The 25,311-nt window shown below is 67.0% G+C and carries 19 protein-coding genes; 7 read left to right on the forward strand and 12 right to left on the reverse strand.

Annotated features, from left to right (window positions below):
• Position 1 precedes the first annotated feature (1 nt).
• Positions 2–1,162, forward strand: coding sequence for an HlyD family secretion protein (locus tag AC0Z6F_RS06925; protein ID WP_100468078.1), 1,161 nt, complete (start codon positions 2–4; stop codon positions 1,160–1,162).
• Between the two features lie 92 nt (positions 1,163–1,254).
• Here AC0Z6F_RS06925 and AC0Z6F_RS06930 read toward each other — a convergent pair whose 3' ends face one another.
• The 7 genes from AC0Z6F_RS06930 to creB form a co-directional block, all read right to left on the reverse strand.
• A complete protein-coding gene (locus AC0Z6F_RS06930) occupies positions 1,255–1,746 on the reverse strand; it encodes a Fur family transcriptional regulator (RefSeq protein WP_004150412.1) in 492 nt (163 codons plus the stop codon).
• Between the two features lie 34 nt (positions 1,747–1,780).
• Positions 1,781–3,184 carry a glutamate--tRNA ligase gene (gene gltX, locus AC0Z6F_RS06935; protein WP_485616844.1) on the reverse strand — a complete coding sequence of 468 codons (1,404 nt, stop codon included), beginning with the start codon at positions 3,182–3,184 and terminating at the stop codon, positions 1,781–1,783.
• 153 nt (positions 3,185–3,337) lie between these two features.
• Positions 3,338–4,915, reverse strand: a complete 1,578-nt coding sequence (locus tag AC0Z6F_RS06940) for a M20/M25/M40 family metallo-hydrolase (RefSeq protein WP_485616845.1) — start codon at positions 4,913–4,915, stop codon at positions 3,338–3,340.
• A gap of 142 nt (positions 4,916–5,057) precedes the next feature.
• Positions 5,058–5,468 carry a hypothetical protein gene (locus AC0Z6F_RS06945; protein ID WP_012510479.1) on the reverse strand — a complete coding sequence of 137 codons (411 nt, stop codon included), beginning with the start codon at positions 5,466–5,468 and terminating at the stop codon, positions 5,058–5,060.
• A gap of 10 nt (positions 5,469–5,478) precedes the next feature.
• Positions 5,479–6,798, reverse strand: a complete 1,320-nt coding sequence (gene creD, locus AC0Z6F_RS06950) for a cell envelope integrity protein CreD (RefSeq protein ID WP_012510478.1) — start codon at positions 6,796–6,798, stop codon at positions 5,479–5,481.
• 81 nt (positions 6,799–6,879) lie between these two features.
• Positions 6,880–8,340: a two-component system sensor histidine kinase CreC gene (gene creC, locus AC0Z6F_RS06955; RefSeq protein ID WP_004150402.1), complete on the reverse strand. Its 1,461-nt coding sequence runs from the start codon at positions 8,338–8,340 to the stop codon at positions 6,880–6,882.
• 2 nt (positions 8,341–8,342) lie between these two features.
• Positions 8,343–9,071, reverse strand: coding sequence for a two-component system response regulator CreB (creB, locus tag AC0Z6F_RS06960; protein ID WP_012510476.1), 729 nt, complete (start codon positions 9,069–9,071; stop codon positions 8,343–8,345).
• Positions 9,072–9,106: 35 nt separating this feature from the next.
• Here creB and AC0Z6F_RS06965 point away from each other — a divergent pair, with 35 nt between their 5' ends.
• From AC0Z6F_RS06965 to AC0Z6F_RS06980, 4 genes are all read left to right on the forward strand, one after another.
• Entirely contained in the window at positions 9,107–9,964 is an 858-nt protein-coding gene (locus tag AC0Z6F_RS06965; protein ID WP_004150342.1) for a 23S rRNA (adenine(2030)-N(6))-methyltransferase RlmJ, read from the forward strand.
• Positions 9,965–10,059: 95 nt separating this feature from the next.
• Positions 10,060–10,605: a GNAT family N-acetyltransferase gene (locus AC0Z6F_RS06970; RefSeq protein ID WP_004150340.1), complete on the forward strand. Its 546-nt coding sequence runs from the start codon at positions 10,060–10,062 to the stop codon at positions 10,603–10,605.
• 149 nt (positions 10,606–10,754) lie between these two features.
• Positions 10,755–14,219 (forward strand): transcription-repair coupling factor, encoded by a 3,465-nt coding sequence (gene mfd / locus AC0Z6F_RS06975; RefSeq protein WP_100434309.1) that lies wholly within the window; start codon positions 10,755–10,757, stop codon positions 14,217–14,219.
• A 46-nt stretch (positions 14,220–14,265) separates the two neighbouring features.
• Positions 14,266–14,883, forward strand: a complete 618-nt coding sequence (locus AC0Z6F_RS06980) for an HD-GYP domain-containing protein (RefSeq protein WP_100468076.1) — start codon at positions 14,266–14,268, stop codon at positions 14,881–14,883.
• Positions 14,884–14,975: 92 nt separating this feature from the next.
• Here the strand turns inward: AC0Z6F_RS06980 and AC0Z6F_RS06985 are convergent, their stop codons facing one another.
• Together AC0Z6F_RS06985 and gpmA are read right to left on the reverse strand one after the other, a co-directional pair.
• Positions 14,976–17,069 carry a M13 family metallopeptidase gene (locus tag AC0Z6F_RS06985; RefSeq protein WP_485616847.1) on the reverse strand — a complete coding sequence of 698 codons (2,094 nt, stop codon included), beginning with the start codon at positions 17,067–17,069 and terminating at the stop codon, positions 14,976–14,978.
• Positions 17,070–17,229: 160 nt separating this feature from the next.
• Positions 17,230–17,979: a 2,3-diphosphoglycerate-dependent phosphoglycerate mutase gene (gpmA, locus tag AC0Z6F_RS06990; RefSeq protein ID WP_004150217.1), complete on the reverse strand. Its 750-nt coding sequence runs from the start codon at positions 17,977–17,979 to the stop codon at positions 17,230–17,232.
• Between the two features lie 94 nt (positions 17,980–18,073).
• On the opposite strand from gpmA, the gene nfi reads away from it, so the two are divergent.
• A complete protein-coding gene (gene nfi, locus AC0Z6F_RS06995) occupies positions 18,074–18,757 on the forward strand; it encodes a deoxyribonuclease V (protein WP_012510472.1) in 684 nt (227 codons plus the stop codon).
• 124 nt (positions 18,758–18,881) lie between these two features.
• Here nfi and AC0Z6F_RS07000 read toward each other — a convergent pair whose 3' ends face one another.
• Together AC0Z6F_RS07000 and AC0Z6F_RS07005 are read right to left on the reverse strand one after the other, a co-directional pair.
• Complete coding sequence (locus AC0Z6F_RS07000; RefSeq protein ID WP_012510471.1) at positions 18,882–19,862, reverse strand: cation diffusion facilitator family transporter; 981 nt, start codon at positions 19,860–19,862, stop codon at positions 18,882–18,884.
• Positions 19,863–20,081: 219 nt separating this feature from the next.
• Complete coding sequence (locus AC0Z6F_RS07005) at positions 20,082–22,331, reverse strand: TonB-dependent siderophore receptor (RefSeq protein WP_485616848.1); 2,250 nt, start codon at positions 22,329–22,331, stop codon at positions 20,082–20,084.
• A gap of 288 nt (positions 22,332–22,619) precedes the next feature.
• Here AC0Z6F_RS07005 and AC0Z6F_RS07010 point away from each other — a divergent pair, with 288 nt between their 5' ends.
• Positions 22,620–24,035 carry a GGDEF domain-containing protein gene (locus AC0Z6F_RS07010; protein ID WP_197585157.1) on the forward strand — a complete coding sequence of 472 codons (1,416 nt, stop codon included), beginning with the start codon at positions 22,620–22,622 and terminating at the stop codon, positions 24,033–24,035.
• A 24-nt stretch (positions 24,036–24,059) separates the two neighbouring features.
• On the opposite strand, the gene AC0Z6F_RS07015 is transcribed toward AC0Z6F_RS07010, so the two are convergent.
• A complete protein-coding gene (locus AC0Z6F_RS07015) occupies positions 24,060–25,244 on the reverse strand; it encodes an MFS transporter (RefSeq protein ID WP_485616850.1) in 1,185 nt (394 codons plus the stop codon).
• Positions 25,245–25,311 lie beyond the last annotated feature (67 nt).

Below are 25,311 nucleotides of genomic sequence, written 5' to 3' on the forward strand. Positions count from 1 at the left end.
CATGCCTCCCGTCCCGCCCCGCCCCGACGACATCGACGCCGACAACGTCACTCCACCGCCGCCGACCGATGCGGCACCTGCGCCCACGCCGGCGGCACCGGCTGCCGCGCCGAAGTACCTCAAGCCCAGCGCGCGCAGCGTGGTGGTGATGGTGGTGGTCGCCTTGCTGGGCATTGCGCTGATCCTGCGCGCCTGGCACCTGTGGCCGTTCACCAGCAGCGTGATGGTGACCGACAACGCCTATGTGCGCGGGCAGATCACGGTGATGGCGCCACAGGTGAACGGCTACGTGACCGAAGTGCTGGTGAAGGACTTCCAACACGTAAGGGAGGGCGAGCCGCTGCTGCGTATCGATGACCGCATCTACGCGCAGCGTGTCGCCCAGGCGCAGGCAACGCTGGACAGCGCACGTGCGGCACTGGCCAACTCGGATCAGTCGCAGGCACAGAACCGTGCGCAGATCGCTTCGGCGCACGCCACGCTGTCGGCCGGCCAGGCCGAGCTGCAGCGTTCGCGCAATGAATTGAAACGCTACGAGGAACTGGCTGCGCAGCAACTGGTGTCGGTCAACGACCGCGACAAGTTCCGCACCACCCAGGCCTCGGCACAGGCCAGCGTGCAGCAGTCGCAGGCGCAGATCCGCATCGCCGAGGAAACGCTGGTGTCGACCCAGGTGGCGCGCAAGAGCCTGGAGGCACAGGTGGAAAGTGCACAGGCACAACTGGAACTGGCGCGCATCGACCTGGCCAACACGGTGATTCACGCACCGCGCGACGGCCAGATCAGCGAAGCCAGCGTGCGCGTGGGCCAGTACGTCGCCGCCGGTTCGCAGCTGCTGTTCCTGGTACCTGACACGCTATGGGTGGTGGCCAACTACAAGGAAGGCCAGACCTGGGGGATGGCGATCGGTCAGCCGGCCACGTTCTCGGTGGACGCGTTCCAGGGCCAGGTGCTGCGCGGCCGCGTGCAGGAGATCGCGCCAGCCACCGGGTCGGAATTCAGCGTGCTGCGCCCTGACAACGCCAGCGGCAACTTCACCAAGGTGGTGCAGCGGCTGCCGGTGCGGATATCGATCAATGAAGGCCAGAAACTGGCCGCGCAGCTGCGGCCTGGCATGTCGGTGATCGTGCGGGTGGATACCGCGAGCAAGCCGATGGACTAGCCTTGTCATGAAACGGGGTCAGATCCCTTTGCCAATGGCAAAGGGATCTGACCCCGCTCCTATGCCGGCCAGCGGCCGGCACTACCGTTGCGTTACCCGGCGCAGCGCGCGCAGAGGCCGTGCACTTCCAGGGTCTGTGCCTGCGGCTGGAAACCCAGCTCCTTGGCACGCTTTTCCAGCTGGGTGACGATCTCGCGGTCTTCCAGTTCCACCGCGCTGTGGCAGCTGTTGCAGATCAGGAACGGCACCGAGTGCGCGGCGCTGCTGGGGTGGTGGCAGGCCACGAAGGCATTCACCGACTCCAGCTTGTGCACGAAGCCATTGGCCATCAGGAAGTCGAGCGCACGGTAGACGGTGGGCGGGGCATCAGCGCCCACGCCCTTGCCGTTGCGCACCCATTCCAGCAGTTCATAGGCCTTGACCGGCTTGCCGGCCTCGGCGATCAGCTTCAGCACGTTGGCGCGGATCGGGGTCAGGCGCAGCCCGCGTTCGCGCGAGACACGCTCGACCACCGCCACGAAATCCGATGCGTCGTGGACGTGGTGGTGCGGGGCGGTACAGGCTGTGGCGGTCTTGGCGGGCATGCGTGTTCTCCGGTTCGGGCCTGGCAAGGATGCCTCAGGCCGTTGCTACCTTGGTGATGGCCACATCAATGCGTTTCAAGGCCTGATCGCGTCCGGCCAGATACACAGTATGGGAAATGTCAGGACTGACCTGGGTGCCGGTGATGGCCACGCGCAGCGGCTGGGCGACCTTGCCCATGCCCATCTCCAGCGCGGCGGCGGTGTCGTGCAGGGCTACGCCCACCGCCTCGGCGGTCCACTCCGGCAGCGCCGCCAGCAGTTCGCGGGCCTTGCCCAGCGCCACTTCGGCACCGGCCTTGAAGTGCTTGGCCACCGCCGCTTCGTCGTACTCGGTCAGCGGCTGGTACCAGACCACGGCCTTCTCGGCCATTTCCTTCAGGGTCTGTACGCGTTCACGCAGGGCGATCACCACGTCCTCCGGGGCGGGGCCGGCGGCCACGTCCAGGCCCAGCTTCTGCAGCTGGTAGACCAGGTGCGGGACGATGGCGGCCACGTCCTCGGTCTTCAGGAAGTGCTGGTTGACCCAACCCAGCTTGGCCATGTCCAGGCGCGAGGCCTTGGAATTGCAGTCCTTCACGTCGAACAGCTCGATCAGTTCCTCGCGGCTGAACAGCTCCTGGTCACCGTGCGACCAGCCCAGGCGGGCCAGGTAGCTCAGCAGCGCGTCGGGCAGGTAGCCGGCGTCCTTGTACTGCATCACGTCGGCCGCGCCGGTGCGCTTGGACAGCTTGGCGCCCTGCTCGTCCAGGATCATCGGCATATGGCCGAACTTCGGTACCGGCGCGCCGATGCCTTCGTACAGGTTGATCTGGCGCGGGGTGTTGTTGATGTGGTCGTCACCGCGGATGACCTCGGTGATGCCCATGTCCCAGTCGTCCACCACCACCGCGAAGTTGTAGGTAGGGAAGCCGTCCGGGCGGAAGATGACCATGTCGTCCAGCTCGCTGTTGGCGATCTCGATGCGGCCCTTGATCAGGTCGTCGAACACCACGGTGCCTTGCAGCGGGTTCTTGAAGCGGATGACGCGGTTCGGGTCGTCCTTGCGCGGCAGGCCCAGCTCGCGCGCGGCGCCGTTGTAGCGCGGCTTTTCCTGCTTGGCCATGGCCGCCTCGCGCATCGCATCGAGCTCTTCGCGGGTCTCGTAGGCGTAGTAGGCCTTGCCGTCGGCAACCAGCTGCTCGGCCACTTCCAGGTAACGGGCGACGCGGTCGGTCTGGTAGATCGGGCCTTCGTCATAGTCCAGGCCCAGCCACTCCATCGCCTCCAGGATCGCGTCGATCGCGCCCTGGGTGCTGCGCTCACGGTCGGTATCCTCGATGCGCAGCACGAACTCGCCGCCACGGTGGCGGGCCTCCAGCCAGCAGTACAGCGCAGTGCGGGCACCACCGATGTGCAGGTAGCCGGTGGGACTGGGGGCGAAGCGGGTGCGGCAGGTCATGGACGGCTCGAGGAACGGGAATCCCCCGATTTTACCAGCCCACCGCCGCCTACGGAAAAAGGGGACGGAGGGGATTAAGTCGCGATTGCCCAGCTCCTGGAGCTGCGGCCGGGAAACGGAGGGGAGAAACGACTTAATCCCCTCCGTCCCCTTTTACGGTTCTACCTTGCGTGGGAAGGACTGCTCGCGCGTCGCGGCGTTGTAGGCGAACGAGGCGACGATGGCCGCGGCCTGCTTCAGGTCTTCCGGCTCGGCGTGATCCCAGGTATCGAGGTGGCTGTGGTGGACGTTGGTGAAGTAGTCCAGCCGGTCCTGGATGAACTGGAAGCCCGGCAGGCCGATGCGGTCGAAGCTGATGTGGTCGGTGCTGCCGGTGTTGCGGGTGGCCACGGTGGTGGCACCGACGTCATGGAACGGCGCCAGCCAGGCTTCGAAGATCGGCATCGCCGCCAGGTTTTCCTGCGCATAGATGCCACGGAAGCGGCCGGAGCCGTTGTCCATGTTGAAGTAGACTTGGAACTTGCCGTAGTCGCGGGTCTTCTGCAGTGCGCCGGTCGGCTCGCGCAGCGAGGCCGGCAGCGCCTTCTGCGCCGGATCGGTGGGTTCCGGGAACCGGCCGAAGTGCTTGGCCACATAAGCCTGCGAGCCGATCAGGCCCTGTTCCTCACCGCTCCACAGCGCCACGCGGATGGTGCGCTTGGGCTTGGCGCCGGTGGCCTTGAGGATGCGCATCGCTTCCATCATCACCGCCACGCCGGCCGCGTTGTCGGCCGCACCGGTACCACTGTGCCAGGAATCCAGGTGCGCGCCGATCATCACCACTTCATCGGGCCTGCTGCTGCCACGGATCTCGGCCAGCGTGTTGTAACCGGGCTGGTCGGCCTCGTCGGTGAAGCGCGCGGCCACGTCCACGCGCAGGCGCACGGTCTGCTTGGCCTCCAGCGCGCGCACCAGCGGATTGAAGTGCTCGGCGATCATCGCCAGTTCGGGGATGCCCACCGACTCACCGGCCTTGCGCGAGCCGCCACCGGCAACGCGGATGACGCCGTTGTCCCAGCTGCTGATGCTGATCGAGGCCAGCGCGCCCTCTTCCACGAAGAACGCATTGACCTTGGTCGCCAGCTGCTGGCGCTCCTGGTACTCCTTGACCCGCTTCGCACGCTCGGCGGTGGCGTCCTTGTCCTTGGGCAGGGTGAATTCCTGCAGGCCCTCCAGCGAGGTGGCGTCGTGGCGGTGCGAATCCGCTTCGGTGCCGCGCTTGTATTCGCGCGCCTCGCCCAGCAGCAGGATCTTGCCACGCAGCTTGCCGCGGTACTTCTCGATGTCCTCGGGCTTCTTGATCTCGACCTGCACCAGCTCGCCTTCAACCGGGCCCTTGGTACCAGGGGTCCAGGCCTTGGGCAGCGCATGCAGCGGCTGCACGCGGTCACCGAGCATCTCTACGCTGGCCGAAGTGAACTCCCAGCCACGCCCGAAGTCGTCGAAGGCTTCGTCGTGGACGTTGTCCAGCTTCCATTCGTTGAACTTGCCACGCGTCCACGCATTGGCGCGGCCCATCGCCGGCGAGTTGGTCAGGCGCGGACCGATGCGTTCGGTGAGGTAGCTGAAGGTGTCCATCACCTGCGAACGATGGAAGGCCTCCTGGCGGATGCGGCTGACCATGTCCAGGTCCACCGTCTCGCGCTGCTGCGCGCCTGCATTGCCACCCATCGCCAGCGCTGCGGCCAGCATGCCCCACTTCAACACATCGCACCCCTGCCCTTCGGCTCGATCATCAACCCATCGAGTCTAGCCAGCAGGGGCGCGCCGATACCGTCCCATCGGTCATGGACAGCGACAGTAGATCCACGCCATGCGTGGATGAACAACCGAATCATCCACTCCAGCCCAGCCACAACTGCGCCCGTTCCGGCAGCAGCAGCAACCAGTGCCGCCGGTCGATGCTGCTGCAGCCGTACACCGCCGCATGCTCAGGCCAGTCCTCGGGCAGGCCACCGATGCCGATCTCGGCCAGCGCCTGCGCCCCGGCCTTCCATGGCCGGTAGCGCGGCACCCTGCCGGCCAGCGCGCCGCGTCCCTGCCGCGCGCCCTGCAGCCAGGCCAGTCCCTGGCCCTGCAATCCCTCACAGGTCACCGCTGCCAGCTGGAAGCGGACCAGGCCAGGGGCGATCCGTGCCCCCGGCAGGGCCGCCAGCACGCCATGTGCCTGCAGCAGCGCATCCACTTCCAGCAGGGCAGGAATGCCCTGCCGTGCCCGTTGCCGCAATCCCTGGCGCCAGCTCATGGCCTGCTCCTTACTTCAGGTCCGCGCCGAGCGCGTACCAGTCGACCCGGCGCGTCACCCACATCGCCAGCGCCAGGATCACGAACAGCAGCAGCGAGCCCATCAGCAGCGCGTTGTTTTCCGATACCAGCAGGCCATACAGCGCGCCATACAACACAGTCAGCAGCGCAGCGAAGCCAAGGCCGCGCTTCCAGTGACCCAACACGTTGGCCAGGTACACCGCCTGCAGGCCGATACAGGCCACCGCCGATACCAGGTACGCCTTCCAGAAGGCGATGTGCTCGGACAGGCTGATCAGCAGCAGGAAGAAGATCGCCAGTGCGAGGCCGACCATCAGGTACTGCAGCGGATGGATGCGCAGCGACTTGATCAGCTCGAACAGGATGAAGCCGACGAAGGTCAGCACCACGAACAGCACGCCGTACTTGGAAGCACGATCGGCCTGGGTATAGGCATCGACCGGATCGACCAGCGACACCGTCACCGCCTGCGAATCAATCGCACCGTCGCTGCGCAGTTGTCGCTGTGCGTCGGAGGCCAGCGAGGACACCGCCCAGCGTGCATCGAAGCCCTGTGCATCGACCCGACGCTCGTTGGGCAGGAACGCACCGCTGAACGACGGGTGCGGCCAGCTGGAGCGCAATGCGATCTTGGTGTCATCGCCCACCGGCACCACCGACAGCATGCGGCTGCCGTCCAGGCGCAGCTCCAGTTCAACCGTACTGCCGGCCAGGGTGCCGCCCTGATCCTCGGCGAAACCGGCCACCGGTGCATGCAGGCCACGACCGACCTCGCTGGCCGCACCAACGCCCGGCAACAGGCGCAGCTGCTTGCCATCCACGCGCAGGTTCGGTGTGCCAACCAGGCCACGCACATCGGAAATGCCCAGCGCCACGTACGGCTGGCCATAGCTGCGGCCGGCCTTCACCGGATAGTCGTCAGCGGCGAAGGTGGCCTTCAACTGGCCGTTCCAGCTGTACACCGGCACCTTGAACAGGCCCACCTCGCGCTGGCTCGGCAGCATCTCGCCACCGACATCCAGCGACGCCGGCATCTGCAGCCAATGGCCCTCGGTGACCTGCACTTCGGTCTTCTTGACGCCCAGCGAGTCGACCAGTTCAACTTCCTTGCGTTCCACCCACGGCACCACACGCACCGGCCCCACCAGGCGCTGCACGCCGGCGCGGCTGTCAGCCACCCGTGCAAAGGCCTCATCGCGGTACTGGCTGCGCTCGTTGATGACCCCGCGGATCATCATCAGCGGGATCAGCAGCAGCAGGATCAGCCCGCCGACAATGGCGAACCGCAGCAGCATCTTCAGGGATTTCATGGTCCATCCTCGTTGGAGAGGACTGCAGGATGGACCGCTGCGGTGAGCAGGGTTTGTGGCGAATTTGAAGCGAGTGTGAAGTCAGCGCCGCGGGCGCTGGCCAGGCACGACCAGCGGCAACCACAGGCTGGCTACGGTGCCGCCGCCCTCGCGGTCGTCAACGCTGGCGCGACCGTCATGCAGGCGCGCAACCTCCTGCACGAACGGCAGCCCCAGGCCGGAGCTGCGCCGGCCGCTGCCGGGGCGGGCCAGTGAATAGAAGCGTTCGAATATGCGTTCGCGCGCATAGTCGGGAATGCCGGCACCGCGGTCGGCCACCTGCAGGCGAACGCCCTGGCCGTCCAGATCTGCGTGCAGCGCGATGTCCGCGCCCGCCGGTGAGAAGGCGATCGCATTGTCGATCAGGTTGTGCAGTGCCTGCCGCAGCAGATAGGTGTCGCCCTGCACACGCAGGTCGGGCACGCTGCCGATGCGGACCTGCACCCCGGCCGCCTGTGCGCGCACCTGCGCCGCCGCAGCAGCATCGGCCAGCAGCACCGGCACGGCGATCGGGTCGCGGGTCTGCAGCCAGCCGTGCTGCTCTACCTCGGCCAGCGCCAGCAGCTTGTCGATGGTCTCGGTCAGGCGCTCCTGCTGGTCGACGATGCTGCGTGCGAAGTGCACGCGGTCGGCCTCGGGCAGCGGCTCCTGCAGCAGCTCGGCGGCACCACGGATCGCTGCCAGCGGGCTCTTCATCTCGTGGGTCAGTGACTGCACGTACTGCTCGACGTAGGCCTTGCCTTCCAGCTTGCGGCGCATGGTTTCCAGGGCCTGGCCGAGATCACCGATCTCGTCGCGGCGGCGGCGTGGCGGTGGCACCGGTTCGCCGGCGGTGACCGCGCGCGCATAGCGGCTGAGCTGGCCAAGGCCAGTGGTCAGCCACATCGTCACCAGCACACCGACCAGCGCCGACAGCCCGATCAGCCACGCACCACGCTCGATGATGGCGCGCTGGCTGGCGGCGATGAACGGATCGATGCTGCGATTGGGCTGGGCCAGGCTGAGCACGCCGATCAGGGTTCGGCCATCCACCGGGTCGTATACCGGTGCCGCCACGTGCATCACCGTATCGCCCTCTTCACCGGCAATCTCGGGGCTGGAACGGGCGCCGTACTCGCCACGCAGGGTGCGGTAGACATCGTTCCAGCGCGAATTGTCACGGCCCAGGTCACGGCCCAGCGAGTCGTAGATGACGATGCCCTTGGCATCGGTGATGGTCACCCGGTAGTCGAGCGAGCGCTTCGGGAAGCGCCAGACCATCGCCTTCAGGTCGCGCTGCCGCGCCTTGGCCAGGTTGCGGGTGAAGCTGCCGCTGCGGATGGTGCCGTCCTTGACGTCGGCGGCAGCCATCTCGGCCAGCACGTTGGCCGCGTCGACCAGGGTCGATTCCATCGCCTGACGCACACCGGGCTTCACTTCGTTGACGAACACGCGCATCACGAAGAACGCGGCGATGCCGGTGATCAGGAAGAAGCCGAGGAACAGCTTCAGCACCAGGCGCATCGCTAGACCTCCAGCGCGTAGCCGAGGCCACGGTGGGTACGGATCGGATCGTCGCTGGCACCGGCCGCACGCAGCTTGGCGCGCAGCGTCTTGACGTGGGTATCGACGGTGCGGTCGGCACTGTCGGCACTGCTGTCCCAGCCCCGGTCCATCAGCTGGGCGCGGCTGAGGATGGCGCCAGGACGCTGCAGCAGCGCCTCCAGCAGCGCATATTCGTAGCGGGTCAGGTCCAATGCCTGGCCACGGAAACGGATACGCCGGCCCTCGCGGTCGATGGCGAAGGTGCCCAGCTCCTGCCAGCCACCTTCGGTGCTGGCTGTGGCCGATACCGCCGGCAGCGCACGGCGCAGCCGCGCACGCACCCGCGCCACCAGCTCGCGCGGCGAGAACGGCTTGGTCATGTAGTCATCGGCACCCAGCTCCAGGCCGAGCACGCGATCCACCTCGTCGTTGCGGGCGGTCAGGAAGATCACCGGCAGCTGCGCCTCTGGGCCCGGCAAGGCGCGCAGCCGGCGGCAGACCTCGAAGCCACCGAGGTCGGGCAGGCCGACATCCAGCACCACCACGTCGATGCCGCCGGCCTGCAGCCGCAGCAGAGCCTCACCGCCCAGCAGGCAATGGCTGGCGGCATAGCCTTCGCTGCGCAGCGCATAGAGCACGGTTTCGGCGATGGCGGCTTCGTCCTCGACCAGCAGGACATGGGCAACGGGAGCTGTCATGGCGCGCAGCATAGCCGCTGCGGCCGCCGCCCCGTACACTGCCGCCCATGAACTATCGCCACGCCTTCCATGCCGGCAACCACGCCGATGTGCTCAAGCACATCGTGCAGCTGGCCCTGATCGACAGCTTCAAGCGCAAGGACAGCCCGTTCTTCGTGCTCGACACCCACGGCGGTGCCGGCCGCTACCTGCTGGCCAGCGAAGAGAGCCGCAAGACCCTGGAGGCCGAGTCCGGGATCATGCGCCTGATGGCCCAGCCCAAGCTGCCGGAGGTGGTCGAGCGCTACCTGAAGGCGGTACAGGCCGGCAATCCGGTCGGCGCGATGACCAATTATCCGGGCTCGCCGCTGCTGAGCGCGCAGGCGATGCGCGCACAGGACCGCATGGCGGTCTGTGAGCTGCAGGAAGCCGAAACGGCCACGCTGAAAGCGCTGTTCGCCCATGACAGCCGGGTCGGCGTGCATCCCGGCGACGGTTACGCGCTGCTGCGCTCGCTGCTGCCGCCGAAGTTCAACGGCAGCAAGATCGGCCGCGGCCTGGTGCTGATCGATCCGCCCTACGAAGCCCAGGATGCCGAATATCAGGCGGTCCTGGCCGCCCTGGCCGAGACCCTGGCGCGCTGGCCGCAGGCCACCTGTGCGGTCTGGTTCCCGATCAAGCAGCGCCGCACCATCCTGCATTTCCTGCGCAAGGCCAGCGCGCTGCCGGTGAAATCGGCGATGACGATCGAATTCCTGGTGCGCCCGGACGACTCGCCGCTGCGCCTCAACGGCAGTGGCATGTTGCTGCTCAACCCACCCTGGCAGTTCGACCGGGTGGTCGGCCCGGCCCTGCCGGCGCTGCGCCAGCACCTGGGCGAGCCCGGCGCCAGCACCCGCCTGGATTGGCTCAAAGCACCCGAATAACGGCCTTCACGAGGCTGTACCGCCGTGAGCCTTTCGTTCACGGAATGCAGCCCCGGTGATGCCACAATCGATGGACCACCAAGGAATCACCCGGTATGGCCACTCGCAACCGCATGCCGCCCTGGCATGAGATCTTCAAGGCTCCCAGCGGCCACGAGCTGCTGATCCGCCCCATCCGCCCGGAAGATGGCGCGCCGCTGCAAGCAGCGTTCAGCCTGTTCGGGCCGGAAGAAATCCGTGATCGTTTCCTGCAGGCGGTGACCGAGCTTTCGCCGGAAACCACCCAGCGCCTGACCCACCCGAATCCGAAGACCGAGATCACCCTGGTCGCTGCCGAATCCCTGCCCGCCGGTGAGGCGGTAGTCGGCGCGGTCGCCCGGGCCTCGATCATCCCCGGTACCCGTGAAGCCGAGTACGCGATCCTGATCAGCCGCTTCCTGATCGGCCAGGGCCTGGGCCGGCAGCTGATGCGCAAGCTGGTGAAATGGGGCCGTGGCAAGTACCTGGACCGCCTGTACGGCGACGTTGCCGCCGAGAACGAGCCAATGAAGCAGCTGGCCGCCTCGCTGGGCTTCAAGCCGGTCCCGCACCCGACCGGTGCCGAGGGCCTGGTGCGGATGGTGCTGGAACTGGACAACTGATGGATGCGCCGGGCATCGCCCGGCGCGTCATTCCGGTAGTGCCGGCCGCTGGCCGGCATTGCGTTCCCCCAACGGCACATGAGGCTGCCGGCCAATGGCCGGCATGACCCACCGGGCTTCGATCGGGCTTCTGCTAAAATCCGGGGTCCATGTCGCGTACCTCATACCCCGCCCCGCCGCTGCCGCGCGCCGGCCAGCTCCGCGCCTGGTGGCGCGCTCCCGCATCGCCGACCGCCCTGGCCTGGTATCTGGCCCAGGCCGCGCGTGCGCACGACGCCCCGCTGCTGGTGATCGCCCGTGACAACCACGGCGCCAACCAGCTCGAAGCCGACCTGCAGACCCTGCTCGGCGGCGACCCTGCCCTGCCAGTGGTTGCCTTCCCGGACTGGGAAACCCTGCCCTACGACCGCTTCAGCCCGCATCCGGACATCATCTCGCAGCGCCTGTCCGCCCTGCACCGCCTCCCCGAGCTGAAACGCGGCCTGGTGATCGTGCCGGTGCAGACCCTGCTGCAGCAGCTGGCCCCGCGCAGCTATGTGATCGGTGGCAGCTTCGACCTGAAGGTTGGCCAGCGCCTGGACCTGGAAGCCGAGAAGCGCCGCCTGGAAAGCGCCGGCTACCGCAACGTGCCTCAGGTGATGGACCCGGGCGACTTCGCGGTGCGCGGCGGCCTGCTCGACGTGTACCCGATGGGTGCCGAGGAGCCGCTGCGGGTGGAGCTGCTGGACGAGGACATCGACTCGATCCGTGCCTTCGATCCGGAAAGCCAGCGCTCGCTGGACAAGGTCGAGGCGGTGCACATGCTGCCGGGCCGCGAAGTGCCGATGGACGAAGCCAGCATCGCCCGCGTGCTGGCCACGCTGCGCGAGCGCTTCGATGTCGATACCCGGCGCAGTTCGCTGTACCAGGACCTGAAATCCGGGCTGGCCCCGGCCGGCGTCGAGTATTACCTGCCGCTGTTCTTCGAACGCACCGCCACCCTGTTCGACTATCTGCCCGAAGGCAGCCTGCCGGTGGTCTGCGTGGGCGCTGGCGAAGCAGCAGAAACGTTCTGGGCGCAGACCGCCGAGCGATACGAGCAGCGCCGCCACGACGTCGAACGGCCGCTGCTGCCGCCGTCGGCGCTGTACCTGTCGCCGGAACTGCTGCGCGAACGCCTCAACGATGCACCACGCATCGAGGTCTGGGCCGCCGATCACGCACGCATTGCCGACGCGCACGCGCTGGGCGACCAGCCGCTGCCGCCGCTGCCGGTGGCCGCACGCGAAGCACCGGCCGGCGATGCGCTGAAGTCCTTCCTCGGCCACTACCCGGGCCGCGTGCTGATCGCCGCCGATTCACCCGGCCGCCGCGAGGCATTGCTGGAAGTGCTGCAGGCCGCCGAGCTGAAGCCACCGGTGGTGGCCGACCTGCCCAGCTTCCTCGCCGACGATGCGCGCTTCGCGATCGCGGTGGCGCCGCTGGAAGATGGCTTCGCGCTGGACGACCCGCGCATCGCGGTGCTGACCGAGCGCCAGCTGTTCCCCGAGCGCGCCGGCAGCACCCGCCGCACGCGCCGTGCCGGCCGTGAGCCGGAAGCGATCATCCGCGACCTCGGTGAACTGACCGAGGGCGCGCCGATCGTGCACGAGGACCATGGTGTCGGCCGCTACCGCGGCCTGATTGCGATGGACGTCGGCGGCATGCCCGGCGAATTCCTGGAAATCGAATATGCCAAGGGCGACCGCCTGTATGTGCCGGTCGCCCAGCTGCACCTGATCAGCCGCTACTCCGGCGCTTCGGCGGAAACCGCGCCGCTGCATTCGCTCGGTGGCGAGCAGTGGAGCAAGGCCAAGCGCAAGGCCGCCGAGAAGGTGCGCGACGTTGCTGCCGAACTGCTGGAGATCCAGGCCCGCCGCCAGGCACGTGCCGGCCTGGCACTGCAGGTCGACCGCGCGATGTACGAGCCGTTCGCGGCCGGCTTCCCGTTCGAGGAAACCCCGGACCAGCTGGCCGCGATCGACGCCACCCTGCGCGACCTGGCCAGCAGCCAGCCAATGGACCGCGTGGTCTGCGGCGACGTCGGCTTCGGCAAGACCGAGGTCGCCGTACGTGCTGCATTCGCCGCTGCCAGTGCCGGCAAGCAGGTGGCCGTGCTGGTGCCGACCACGCTGCTGGCCGAACAGCACTACCGCAACTTCCGCGACCGCTTCGCCGACTATCCGATGAAGGTCGAGGTGCTGTCGCGCTTCAAGAGCACCAAGGAAATCAAAGCGGAGCTGGAGAAGGTTGCCGCCGGCACCATCGACGTCATTGTCGGCACCCATCGCCTGCTGCAGCCGGACGTGAAGTTCAAGGACCTGGGCATGGTCATCGTCGACGAGGAGCAGCGTTTCGGCGTGCGCCAGAAGGAAGCGTTGAAGGCGCTGCGCGCCAACGTGCACCTGCTGACCCTGACCGCTACGCCGATCCCGCGCACGCTCAACATGGCCATGGCCGGCCTGCGCGACCTGTCGATCATCGCCACGCCGCCGCCGAATCGGCTGGCGGTGCAGACCTTCATCACCCAGTGGGACAACGCGCTGCTGCGCGAAGCCTTCCAGCGCGAGCTGGCGCGTGGCGGCCAGCTGTACTTCCTGCACAACGACGTGGAAAGCATCGGCCGCATGCAGCGCGAGCTGTCCGAGCTGGTGCCCGAGGCGCGCATCGGTATTGCCCACGGGCAGATGCCGGAGCGCGAGCTGGAAAAGGTGATGCTGGATTTCCAGAAGCAGCGCTTCAACGTGCTGCTGTCGACCACGATCATCGAATCGGGCATCGACATCCCCAACGCCAACACCATCATCATCAACCGCGCCGACCGCTTCGGCCTGGCCCAGCTGCACCAGCTGCGCGGCCGTGTCGGTCGTTCGCACCACCGTGCCTACGCCTACCTGGTTGCCCCCGACCGTCGTTCGATCACCCCGGATGCCGAAAAGCGCCTGGAAGCAATCGCGTCGATGGACGAGCTGGGCGCCGGCTTCACCCTGGCCACGCACGATCTGGAAATCCGCGGCGCCGGTGAACTGCTGGGCGAAGACCAGAGCGGGCAGATGGCCGAGGTCGGCTTCAGCCTCTACACCGAGCTGCTGGAACGCGCGGTTCGCAGCATCAAGCAGGGCAAGCTGCCCGACCTGGATGCCGGCGAGGAAGTGCGCGGTGCCGAGGTCGAGCTGCACGTGCCGGCACTGATTCCGGAAGACTACCTCCCGGACGTGCACACCCGCCTGACCCTGTACAAGCGCATTTCCAGCGCGCGCGACAGCGATGCGCTGCGCGAACTGCAGGTGGAGATGATCGACCGCTTCGGCCTGCTGCCGGATGCGGCCAAGCACCTGTTCGCCATTGCCGAGCTGAAGCTGAAGGCCAACACGCTCGGCATCCGCAAGCTGGACCTTGGCGAGAACGGTGGCCGCATCGTGTTCGAGTCCAAGCCGAACATCGACCCGATGGCGGTGATCCAGCTGATCCAGAAACAACCGAACCTGTACGCCATGGAAGGGCCTGACAAGCTGCGCATCAAGCACCCGCTGCCGCTGCCGGAAGACCGCTTCAATGCGGCCCGCGCCCTTCTGACCACCCTCGCCCCGGGTTGATCGCCCCCCCGAACACCCCGCACCGGTCCCCACCCGGTGCGGGCGGATGACCATGTTCCCTGACGCCGTACCCGCTCCCGACCTGCTGCACGCGCAGGCCTGCCTGATCGATGCCCTCTCGATGTCGCTGCAGATGCGCGACGCCTACACCCGCCACCACTGCGACCGCGTCGGCCTCCTCGCGCAGCGCCTGGCCACGCACTGCGATCTCGACGACGATGCCTGCTCGCAGATCGGCCTGGCCGCGCGCTTCCATGACATCGGCAAGATCGGCATTCCCGACGATGTGCTGCTGGCTCCGCGCCGGCATACCGATGAGGAGCGCGCGATCATGCGCGAGCATCCGGTGCGTGGCGAGCACATTTTCATGGCCACCGGCCGCAGCGATGCCGTACCGGTGGCACGGCTGATCCGCACCCATCACGAGGCCTTCGATGGCAGTGGCTATCCCGACGGCCTGCGCGGCGAAGACATTCCACTCGGTGCACGCATCGTCACCATCGCCGATGCCTACGACGCGATGACCAGCGTGCGCCCCTACCGCACCGCGATGGAGCACGAAAAGGTGCTGCGGATCATCGACGAGCAATCCGGCGGCCTGATCGATCCCTACGTGCTGCAGCGCTTCCATCGCATGCTGGCGCAGGAACCGGCGCTGGCCTGAGATCCGCCGGGCATGGCCCGGCGCTACCGATCGGACAAAAAAAAGGCCCGGCTTTCGCCGGGCCTTTCGCTTCACGCATCACCTGCGATCGGTTACCAGATCACCACGCGCTTGTCGTCGGCACGCACCATCGCGTCGCCGGCCTTGCACTGGAACGCGGCGGCATACGACGGCATGTTCGACGGCGCGCCGTTGGCACGGAAGTTGGCCGGGGCATGCGGGTCGGTGTTCAGGCGCACACGCAGCTCACCATCGGTGAAGTTGCGGCGCCACACGGTGGCCCAGTTCATGAAGAAGCGCTGGTCCTGGCTGTGGCCGTCGACTTCCACGTTCGCCTTCGGGTCTTCCTTCAGCGCCATCTGCAGCGCGTCGTAGGCCACGGTCAGGCCACCGAGGTCACCGATGTTTTCGCCCAGGGTCAGCTTGCCCTTGACGAACACGCCCGGCACCGACTCGTAGCCATCGAACTGCGCGACCAGCTGGTCGGTACGCTCGGTGAAGGCCTTGCGGTCGGCGTCGGTCCACCAGTTGTCGAAGTTGCCGTTGGCGGCGAACTGGCTGCCCGAGTCATCGTAGCCGTGCATCATTTCGTGGCCGATGACCGCACCGATGCCGCCGTAGTTCAGCGCCGGATCGGCCTTGGCGTCGAAGAACGGCGCCTGCAGGATCGCCGCCGGGAACACGATCTCGTTCTTGGTGGCGTTGTAGTACGCGTTGACGGTCTGCGGGGTCATGCCCCACTCGGACTTGTCCACCGGCTTGCCGATCTTGTCCAGCATGTAGCGGTAGTTGAACGCGCGCGCGGCCTGCATGTTGCCCAGGTAGCTGTCAGCGTTGGTCTGCAGGCCCGTCCACTCGCGCCACTTGTCCGGGTAGCCGATCTTCGGGGTGAAGCTGGCCCACTTCTCCAGCGCCTTCTTCCTGGTCTCTTCGCCCATCCACGGCAGCTGCTCCAGGCGCGCCTTCAGCGCCACCGAGAGGTTCTCCACCAGGTGCTGCATGGCCACCTTGGACTCAGCCGGGAACACGGCGTCGACGTACAGCTGGCCCAGGGCTTCACCCATGCCGCCGTTGACCGACTCCAGTACACGCTTCCAGCGCGGCTGCATTTCCTGCTGGCCGCGCAGGGTCTTGCCGAAGAACTCGAAGTTGGCCTTCTCGAACTGGCTGCTCAGGTACGGCGAGGCATCGTCGATGGTGTGGAAGCGCAGGTAGGCCTGCCACGTGGCAGCCGGCACGTCGGCCAGCATCTTGTCCATTTCACCGAAGAAGCCCGGCTGTGCCAGCGAGAACTTCTGCGCGGCCGGCACCTTCAGGGTGTCGAACAGCGCGGTCCAGCTGAAGTTCGGGGTCAGCTTGTCGGCGTCGGCGGCGCTGAGCGGGTTGTAGCGCTTGGCCGGGTCGCGCATTTCGATGCGCGACATCGAGGCCTTGGCCAGGCGCGTTTCGAAGGCCATCACGGCCTTGGCCTGCTCGGCAGCCTGCGCCGCGTCCACGCCGGACAGCGTCAGCACCTGCGCGATGTAGGCCACGTAGGCGTCGCGGATCTTGGCCTGCGCATCGTCGAAGTAGTAACCCTTCTCCGGCAGGCCCAGGCCGCCCTGGCCGACGTAGGCGATGACGTTGGCCGAATCCTTGTAATCGGCATTTGCGAACAGCGAGAACAGCACGCCCTTGCCCTCGGCCTGGCTGTCGCGCAGGTACTGGGTGATGGCGGCGGTGTCGTTCAGCGCGGTGATCTTGTCCAGCTGCGGCTGCAGCGGAGCGAGGCCAGCGGCTTCGATCTTGGCTTCGTCGTTGCCGGTCTTCCAGATGTCACCGATCTTGGCTTCCACCGAGCCGGCCTTGGCCTGGCTGGCGGCGGCCTGCTGCACCAGTGCGTGCTGCACTTCCAGCGAGCGCTCGCGCAGGATCTCGAAGCTGCCCCAGGTGGTCTGGTCGCCCGGCACCGGGTTGGCCTTCAGCCACTTGCTGTTGACGAAGCCATTGAGGTCGGTACAGGCCGAAATGGCCGGATCGAGGTCGGCGCCGTTGAGGCTGATCAGCGCGGTCTTGATCTGCGACTGGTCGAAGGCCGGCTTGGCGTCGGCGTTGGCGGCCGGTGCGGTTTCATTCTTGCCACAGGCGGCCAGCGAGGCAGCGATGGCGATGGTCAGGCCCAACGGGGCCAGGTTGCGGAAGTTCATGAGGCTCTCCTGCTGGTAATTTCACAGGGTAGCCGGGCAGGCCCGCGGCGGGGACCGCCAAAGGTCACAGGGGGAACGCCCGTGGTCGCAATCGGGTAGGTGCGGACCGTTGGTCCGCACACACCCAGCAGAGGAATACCCACCAACGGTGGGTATCTACTTATTTCGCCTTGCCCTGGTTGGCCACGGCTTCGGCGGCCTTGCGCGCCGCTTCCGGGTCGCCCAGGTAGCGGAACGACTTCACCGTCAGGTCGTCGTTCAACTCGAACAGCAGCGGGATGCCGGTCGGGATGTTCAGCTCGAGGATTTCCTCGCGCGAGACGTTGTTGAGGTACTTGTACAGCGCGCGCAGCGAATTGCCGTGGGCAGTGACCAGCACGGTCTTGCCATCCTTCAGCTGCGGCGCGATGGCGTCGTGCCAGTACGGCAGCACGCGGTCCAGCGTGGTGGCCAGCGATTCGGTGCCCGGCAGCGCGTTGCGGTCCAGGCCAGCGTAGCGGCGGTCATGGATCGGGTGGCCCGGATCTTCCAGGTCCATGGCCGGCGGCGGGATGTCGTACGAACGACGCCACACCTTGACCTGGTCCTCGCCATGCTTGGCAGCGGTCTCGGCCTTGTCCAGGCCCTGCAGGCCGCCGTAATGGCGTTCGTTGAGGCGCCAGGACTTGTTCACCGGCAGCCAGTCCTGCTCCAGCTCGGCCAGCGCACCCTGCAGGGTGTGGATGGCGCGCTTCAGCACGGAGGTGTGGGCGACGTCGAACTGCAGGCCTTCCTCGCGCATCAGGCGACCGGCGGCAGCCGCTTCCCGGCGCCCCTGCTCGGTCAGGTCGACATCGACCCAGCCGGTGAAGCGGTTGTCCAGGTTCCACTGGCTCTGGCCATGGCGCAACAGTACGAGTTTACGGGTCACTGCAGGGTCTCCAACGCGAGGAAAGGCAGGCCGCCATTGTAGCCCCGGGCGCCGCTCACCGCGCCGTGGCCCCACACATGCGATGCTGCAACCAATGAATACGGTGATCGACCCCGGACGCTGGGAAGGCAGCGTCGCCGCGGCCCGCGAGCAGCAGATCCAGCTGGCCGGTCGCGTGGAACGCCAGGACCGGCTGCCACGCACGGTGCGCTGGCTGGCCGGGCTGGATGTCGGCTTCGAGGATGACGGCGCCACCACCCGTGCCGCTGCGGTACTTCTGGATGCGAAGACGCTGCTGCCTGTAACGCAGGAAATCGCGCGCATCCCTACTGTGATGCCCTACATCCCCGGCCTGCTCAGCTTCCGCGAGTTGCCGGCGCTGCTGGCCGCATTGGCGCTGCTGCCGCGCGCACCGGACCTGGTGTTCGTCGACGGCCACGGCATCAGCCATCCGCGGCGGCTCGGCATCGCCGCGCACCTGGGCGTGGTCACCGATCTGCCAAGCATCGGCGTGGCCAAATCGAAACTGGTCGGCCGCTTCGTCGAGCCGGGTGCCGAGGCCGGTTCGCATACACCGCTGCTGGACGGTGACGAGCAGCTCGGCTGGGTGCTGCGCAGTAAGGTGAAATGCAAGCCGCTGTTCGTGGCCGGTGGCCATCGGGTCAGCGCCGATACTGCGCTGCACTGGGTGCAGCGCACGTTGCGCGGATATCGGCTGCCGGAGCCGACCCGGCTGGCGGATCGGCTGGCCTCGCGGCGGGGTAGAGTCGACTGTTAGTCGACTGCTCTTCGGCAAGGTCGCGAAAATGCCCGCGCTGCGCGCGATAGTCGACTAACAATCGACTCTACCAGGCCGGCTTCACCCGGGCGGTTTGACCCGATCGATGCCCTTGCATCTTTAATCAGCGATGCACGTGGCCGCGGTGGCCCTGCGCGTCCTCGCCGTGGTCATGGCCTTCATGGCCCTCGTGCTCACCGCCCTTGGCCGGCGCCGGCTCGCCACAGGCTTCACCGCAATGATCCGCCTCGATCTGCAGCGTCACGTGCTCGATACCGAAGTCATCGTGCAGGCGGCCACCCAGCTCTCGACGCAGTGAATCAGCGTCGGTGCCATCACGCATCACGATGTGCGCGGTCAGCGCCGGGGTGCTGGAGGCCAGCGCCCACACATGCAGGTCATGCACGTCCATTACCGCAGCGTGGCCGGACAGGCTGTCGCGCACCTTGGCCACGTCCATGCCCTTGGGCACGCCTTCCAGCAGCACGTTGATCGCCTCGCGCATCAGCACATAGGTGCGCGGCAGTACCCACAGGCCGATCAGCACTGCCAGGATCGGGTCGATCGGCTTCCAGCCGGTCCACTTGATCAACAGCGCGCCAGCAATCACGGCCACCGAGCCGAGCATGTCTGCCCACACTTCCAGGTAGGCACCCTTCACGTTGAGGCTCTCGCCGCTGCCGGCCTGCAGCAGGCGCATCGAGATCAGATTGATGACCAGGCCCGCCGCGGCAATCACCAGCATGCCCGACGAGGCAATCTCCTGCGGCTCGCGGAAACGCCCAATGGCCTCCCACAGGATGTAGCCGGCGACCACGAACAGCATCGCGCCATTGATCATCGCGCCCAGCGCTTCCAGGCGCGCATAGCCGTAGGTGCGGCGCGCATCCGGTGGGCGCCGGCTCAGCCGCACCGCGACCAGCGCGATCATCAGCGCCAGCGCATCGGTGGCCATGTGCGCGGCGTCGGACAGCAGCGCCAGGCTGTTGGTCCAGAACGCGCCCACCACCTCGACAACGAGGAAGGTGGAGGTCAGGCCGAGCGCCCACCACAAGGGTTTCTCGTGGCGGATCTCGGATGGCAGGTGATCGTGGTCGTGGCCCATGGCAACAGCTCCTTTGCGATGGGAGGCAGGCTACGCCGGAGGGCGTTGGGAAACTATCACGGTGTTTATAACATTGCAGGCCACCGATACCTTCGCCGGGCATGGCCCGGCGCTACCGGGGGTTCGGATCGCTGGACGATGCCGCCGGGCATGATCCGGCGCTACCCGGTAGCGCCAGATCATGCCTGGCAAGCACAGCGGACCGACGTCCGCCTGCGGTCAGAACCCGAAGCGCAGGCTGGCCCAATAGGCGCGACCCGGCTCGTTGTAGGTGGCCGCGCCGGCATCGCTGCTGTTGGCCTCGCGGAACAGGCGCTTGTCGGCCAGGTTGTTGACGCCGAAACCGAAGCTGACCGTCTCGGTCACCTTGTAGCGCGCGCTCACGCCCCAGATGTTGTACGCACCACGGTCCTGCAGCGCGATCGACGGATCGCAGGTGCCGGTGCAGCGCGGATCATTGTTGATGTTGGTGGTGGCCGGCTTCTGCTTGCCGTAGAAGGTGCCGGTCAGCAGCAGCGACAACTTGTCGGTGGCCTGCCAGTCCAGCATCGTGTTGACGGTGTACTTCGGAATCACCGACAGCGGCTGGCCGGTGCTCTTGTTCTCGTTCTCCACCATGTAGGTGAAGTTGTTGCTCCACTTCAGGCGGTTGCCCTGCTCGCCCAGCAGCGGAATCACTAGGTTGCCTTCAAGCCCCTGCACGATCGCCTTGGGTGCATTCTCCCAGCGGAAGATGCGGCCCTTGGTGTCGGCAGTCAGCCCGATCTGGTTGTAGCCGGCTTGGATCTTGTCCTTGTAGTCGTTGTGGAAGTACGTCAAGGACGCCTGCCAGCCGCTCTGCGGTGCCCACTCGACGCCCAGTTCCTTGTTCAGGCTGGTTTCCGCCTTCAGGTCCGCATTGCCCCGCATGTAGCAGCCGGCACCCAGGCTCGGCAGTGCGTTCGGGCAGCCATTGCCACGGGTGTAGTACAGATAGTCCGGATTCGACTGGTACAGGTTCGGCGCCTTGAATGCACGGGCGATACCGCCCTTCACCACCCAGTCGCTGTTGATGCGGAACTGCGCATTGAGGCTGGGGCTGGTGTTGTTGCCGAACTGGCTGTGGTGGTCGAAGCGCAGGCCCGGAGTGATGATCCAACGCTCGCCCAAGTAGATGTTGTCTTCCACGAATACGGCGGTGGTCTGCGCATCGGCCTTGCCGCGCGCACGGTCGGCCGACAGCCCCGGGAAGCCGCCGCCACTGCTGCTGGACTGGCTCATCGAATACGGGTCGGTCAGGCGGCTGTCGAGGTATTCAAAGCCCAGCGTCCAGATGTTCTCGGCACCGCCCAGGGTGGTCGGGAAGCTCACTTCGCCATCCAGCTGGTAGTTGCGCAGGCGCGAGGTCGACCAGTCGGTGCCGTTGAAGCTGCCTTCCGGACCACCGGCCAGGCCTTCGTTGATGCGCGAGTTGTTCACCGCCTCCACTGCAGCCGTTACCCGCGAGGTCACGTCACCCCAGCGGCCGCGATGGGTGATCGCGCCGGTGGTGCGGTACATGCGGTTGGTCTCGGCCCGCTGCTCGGCCAACGCCCCCAGATCGATCGGTGTCGAGGTACCGGTGGTGCTGACCGCGCGGTCGCCAGCATAGATGTTGCCCTGGCGACTGGTGCCTGCTTCGAATTCAACCACCTGGTTGGCGGTCACGTCCCAGCGCAGCAGCGCGTTGACATCGCGGTTCTTGACGCCCTCGCGACCGGCCGGCGGCACCGCGTTCGGATTCGTCGCGAAGTCACGGTTGAGCGCCAGCGAATCGGCGTCGGTCTTGTTGAGATTGCCGTACAGGCGGAACGACAAGGTGTCGGTCATCGGCCCACTCAACTGCACGCCGACGCGCTCGCTGCCACCTTCGGCGCTGTGCTCGGGCACCAGGCCATACAGATCGACCGCACCGGTCAGATCGCCGGTCGGGCGCTTGGTGATGATGTTGACCACGCCGCCGGAAGCACCGGAGCCATAGCGCGCCGCTGCCGGTCCGCGCAGCACTTCGATGCGCTCGATCATTTCCGCCGGCACCCAGTTGGTGTCACCACGCGTATTGCGCTCGCCACTACGGCCCATGCGCACCGCATCGCGTGCACCGATGCGCTTGCCATCGACCAGGATCAGGGTGTTTTCCGGGCCCATGCCACGCAGGTCGATCTGGCGGTTGTTGCCATACTGGCCCGACGCACTGTTGCCGGTCAGGTTGACGCCGGGCATGGTCCGCAGCAGCTCTGCGATGTCGTTGGCCGGGGGGCGCCTGGCGATGTCCTCGGCGGTGATGGTCGAGGTGCCCAGCGCCTGGCGTGCGATCTGCGAGGCGGTGACATGCACCGTGTCGATATCGGTGGCGTCGGCTTCAGCGTGGGCGGTCAGGGCGCTGCCGGCCAGCAGGGCGGCAACGGCAAGCGCCAGCGGGCGCGGCGAAATGACAACGGCTCGGGACATGATCTGGACCTTCTGGCAGGGCTACGGGGCCTCTGGCAAAGGGCTTGAGGCAACGACGAGGGGAGGCGGAGCAGTCCTGCAGCAGGCACCTGCAGCCCGTTCCGTGCGCGCATTCTCCCATCAATGCGATTGATTCTCAAATGCGTTCACTCATTGCCGCAGCGGCGCCGATGTGCTTTGCGCACCGTGCAACCCTGCACCGCGCGTAAACTGGCTGGCTAACCCGCCATCAACCGTATGCCGCCGCGGCCGATACCCGTGGTTTGCCGTACGCAGTCAGAGATCGACGTGGAACCACCCCAATTGGACGATGCCAGCCAGCCGCTGGCCGAGGCCTGGCAGCAGTGTCTGCTGCAGGCCGGCCCTGCCGCCACCGCGCTGCTCAAGGCCGCTGCCACCGATGCCCCACCCGCGCTGGCCCAGCGCTTTTACGAAGTGCTGCTGCAGGACACCCGTGCGCGCCGTTTCCTGTCCCACGACCAGGTCAAGCAGCGCCTGCAGCCGGCCATGCAGCGCTGGCTGGCGCAGCTGCTGACCACCGATGCCAGCGGCATCGCCAACACAGTGGCCTCGCAACGGATCATCGGCGACGTGCACGCCCGCGTCGGCATTCCGGTCGACCTGGTCACCCGTGGCGCGCGCGTGCTCAAGCACGAACTGTTCGTGCGCCTGCGTGACGATGCACCGGACAGCGACACCGCATTCGCCGCCATCGACTGCCTCAGCGCGATCATGGATATCGCCATGGAAGGCATGACCCTGGCCTACACCCATGCGCGCGAGCGCTCCACCCGTGCCGACGCCGCCTACCGGCTGTTCTCGCTGGTACAGAACGTCGGTACCGAACGCGAGCGCCAGCGCGCACTGCTGCTGGACTGGGAAAACGCCCTGCTCTACGCATTGGCCGGTCACGTGCAGGCCAGCGACAACGCCAGCCTGGCTACCTCGGAGTTCGGCCTGTGGTTCACTCACAAGGGCATCCCCAGCTTCGGCGAAAGCAGCGAAACGCAGCAGGTGGGCCAGTTGATGGCCCGCATTGATGGCCACCTGCAGCGCGCGAGCGGCGATGCTCCGGCGCAGCGACTGGCGGTGCTGCCGGCCATCCGCGAGGACCTGGCCGCGATCCGTACCTTGATGACACTGCTGTTCGAGCGCATCGGCGAACTGGATGCCGGCAGCGACGCGCTGACCAACCTGCTCAACCGTCGCTTCCTGCCTACCGTGCTGCGCCGGGAGATCGAGCTGGCCACACGCAACCGCACACCGTTCTCGCTGCTGCTGCTCGACCTGGATCATTTCAAGGCGATCAACGATGGCCACGGCCACGATGCGGGTGACCGCGCCCTGCAGCACGTGGCCGGGGTGCTCGGCCAGCTCACCCGTGGCAGCGATTATCTGTTCCGCTACGGTGGCGAGGAATTCGTGGTGGTGCTGGTCGCCGCCAGCGAATCACAGGCGGCAGTGATTGCTGAAAGCCTGCGCCGGCAGATCGCAAAATCGCCGGTGCCGCTGGCCAACGGCCAGGTATTGAGCCTGACCGCCAGCATCGGTGTCGCCGGCCATGACGGTCATCCGGACTACGAGCGGCTGATGGCCCGTGCCGACGCGGCGATGTACGAGGCCAAGCGCAGCGGCCGCAACCGCGTGGTGGTGGCCAGCGATGCACTGCAGGAAGCGCCCGGGCGGCGTGCATTGCAGCGGTAGCGGCAACCCCGGGCGCGCGCGTCGCTACGTTGCGGCACGGCGCGGTACCCGCCACGCCGCCCACCACAGCAGCGCCAGCAATGCGATGCCGGCGCCCAGCAGGCATACCGCAGGCCAGCCATGGCGCGCCTGCATCCATGTGCCCGCCGCTGCGCCGGCACCGCTGCCCAGCGCATAGAACAGCATGTACAGCGCCACCATGCGTCCATGCTGTTCGCCCGGCGCGCGCAGCAGCAGGGCCTGGTTCGATACATGCAGCGCCTGCCCACCCAGATCGAGCACGACCACGCCCAGCAACAACATGCCCACCGAATGCGGCAACCCCAGCAGCGGCCACCACGCGACCAGCATCAGCAGCAGCGCGCCGAGGCTGACCGGATGCGCGAATCCACGGTCCATCCAGTGCCCTACCCGCGCTGCCAGCAGCGCACCGATCACGCCAGCCAGGCCCAGCGCACCGATGGCGGCGGTCGACCAGTGCAGCGGTGGCGCCGACAACGGCAGCGGCGCTGCCGCCCAGAACACATTGAGGCCGGCAAACAACAACAGCGCCAACGGACCGCGCTCACGCAGCGTCCGGTCATCGCGCAGCATGCCCAGCATCGACCCCATCAAGGCACGCCAGCCCGGTGGCACCACCGGTACCGGCACCGCCGGCAGACGCCGCCACAGCAGCAGCGCCAATGCGGCCATCAGCGCTGCCGACAGCAGATAGACCGCGCGCCAGCCAACGGCGGCCGCCACCACGCCGGACACTACACGCGCCAGCAGCAGGCCAATGAACACACCGCCCTGCACCAGGCCAACCACGCGCCCGCGCTGCTCAGCCGCTGCCAGCGATGCGGTGTAGGCGATCAATCCCTGGGTCAACGCGGTGCCCAGCAGGCCGGCCAGCAGCATGCCCGACAACAGCCACATGGCCGTTCGCGCGGCCGCCAACCACAGCAATGCGACCACCAGCGCCAGCAGCTGCAGGCGCAGCAGTCGCCGGCGATCGCCCCTGTCGGCCAATGGCAGCAGGCCCAGCAAGGCCAGCACGCTGCCCGCCTGGGTCGCTGCCAGTACCGCCCCGGCCAGCGCGGGGTCCAGCGCAAAGGCCTGTGCCAGGCGTTCCAGCAATGGCTGTGCGTAATAGACGTTGGCAACGCTGGCACCTGCGGCAACCGCGAGCAGGACCAGCAGGGGGCGTGGGAGGGGTGCTGCACTCATGATGTAGTTGCAATTTGAAACTTGATGCAGGCTACTGCCATTGGTTTTAAACTGCAACCACATCAGA

The sequence above is a fragment of the Stenotrophomonas sp. 1L-E-5-B-C3 genome (genome assembly GCF_057292075.1).

Coding starts and splice junctions, on each gene's coding strand:
- AC0Z6F_RS06925 (WP_100468078.1), top strand. CDS start 2: ATGCCTCCCGTCCCGCCCCGCCCCGACGACATCGACGCCGACAACGTC.
- AC0Z6F_RS06930 (WP_004150412.1), bottom strand. CDS start 1,746: ATGCCCGCCAAGACCGCCACAGCCTGTACCGCCCCGCACCACCACGTC.
- gltX (WP_485616844.1), bottom strand. CDS start 3,184: ATGACCTGCCGCACCCGCTTCGCCCCCAGTCCCACCGGCTACCTGCAC.
- AC0Z6F_RS06940 (WP_485616845.1), bottom strand. CDS start 4,915: ATGCTGGCCGCAGCGCTGGCGATGGGTGGCAATGCAGGCGCGCAGCAG.
- AC0Z6F_RS06945 (WP_012510479.1), bottom strand. CDS start 5,468: ATGAGCTGGCGCCAGGGATTGCGGCAACGGGCACGGCAGGGCATTCCT.
- creD (WP_012510478.1), bottom strand. CDS start 6,798: ATGAAATCCCTGAAGATGCTGCTGCGGTTCGCCATTGTCGGCGGGCTG.
- creC (WP_004150402.1), bottom strand. CDS start 8,340: ATGCGCCTGGTGCTGAAGCTGTTCCTCGGCTTCTTCCTGATCACCGGC.
- creB (WP_012510476.1), bottom strand. CDS start 9,071: ATGCTGCGCGCCATGACAGCTCCCGTTGCCCATGTCCTGCTGGTCGAG.
- AC0Z6F_RS06965 (WP_004150342.1), top strand. CDS start 9,107: ATGAACTATCGCCACGCCTTCCATGCCGGCAACCACGCCGATGTGCTC.
- AC0Z6F_RS06970 (WP_004150340.1), top strand. CDS start 10,060: ATGGCCACTCGCAACCGCATGCCGCCCTGGCATGAGATCTTCAAGGCT.
- mfd (WP_100434309.1), top strand. CDS start 10,755: ATGTCGCGTACCTCATACCCCGCCCCGCCGCTGCCGCGCGCCGGCCAG.
- AC0Z6F_RS06980 (WP_100468076.1), top strand. CDS start 14,266: ATGACCATGTTCCCTGACGCCGTACCCGCTCCCGACCTGCTGCACGCG.
- AC0Z6F_RS06985 (WP_485616847.1), bottom strand. CDS start 17,069: ATGAACTTCCGCAACCTGGCCCCGTTGGGCCTGACCATCGCCATCGCT.
- nfi (WP_012510472.1), top strand. CDS start 18,074: ATGAATACGGTGATCGACCCCGGACGCTGGGAAGGCAGCGTCGCCGCG.
- AC0Z6F_RS07000 (WP_012510471.1), bottom strand. CDS start 19,862: ATGGGCCACGACCACGATCACCTGCCATCCGAGATCCGCCACGAGAAA.
- AC0Z6F_RS07005 (WP_485616848.1), bottom strand. CDS start 22,331: ATGTCCCGAGCCGTTGTCATTTCGCCGCGCCCGCTGGCGCTTGCCGTT.
- AC0Z6F_RS07015 (WP_485616850.1), bottom strand. CDS start 25,244: ATGAGTGCAGCACCCCTCCCACGCCCCCTGCTGGTCCTGCTCGCGGTT.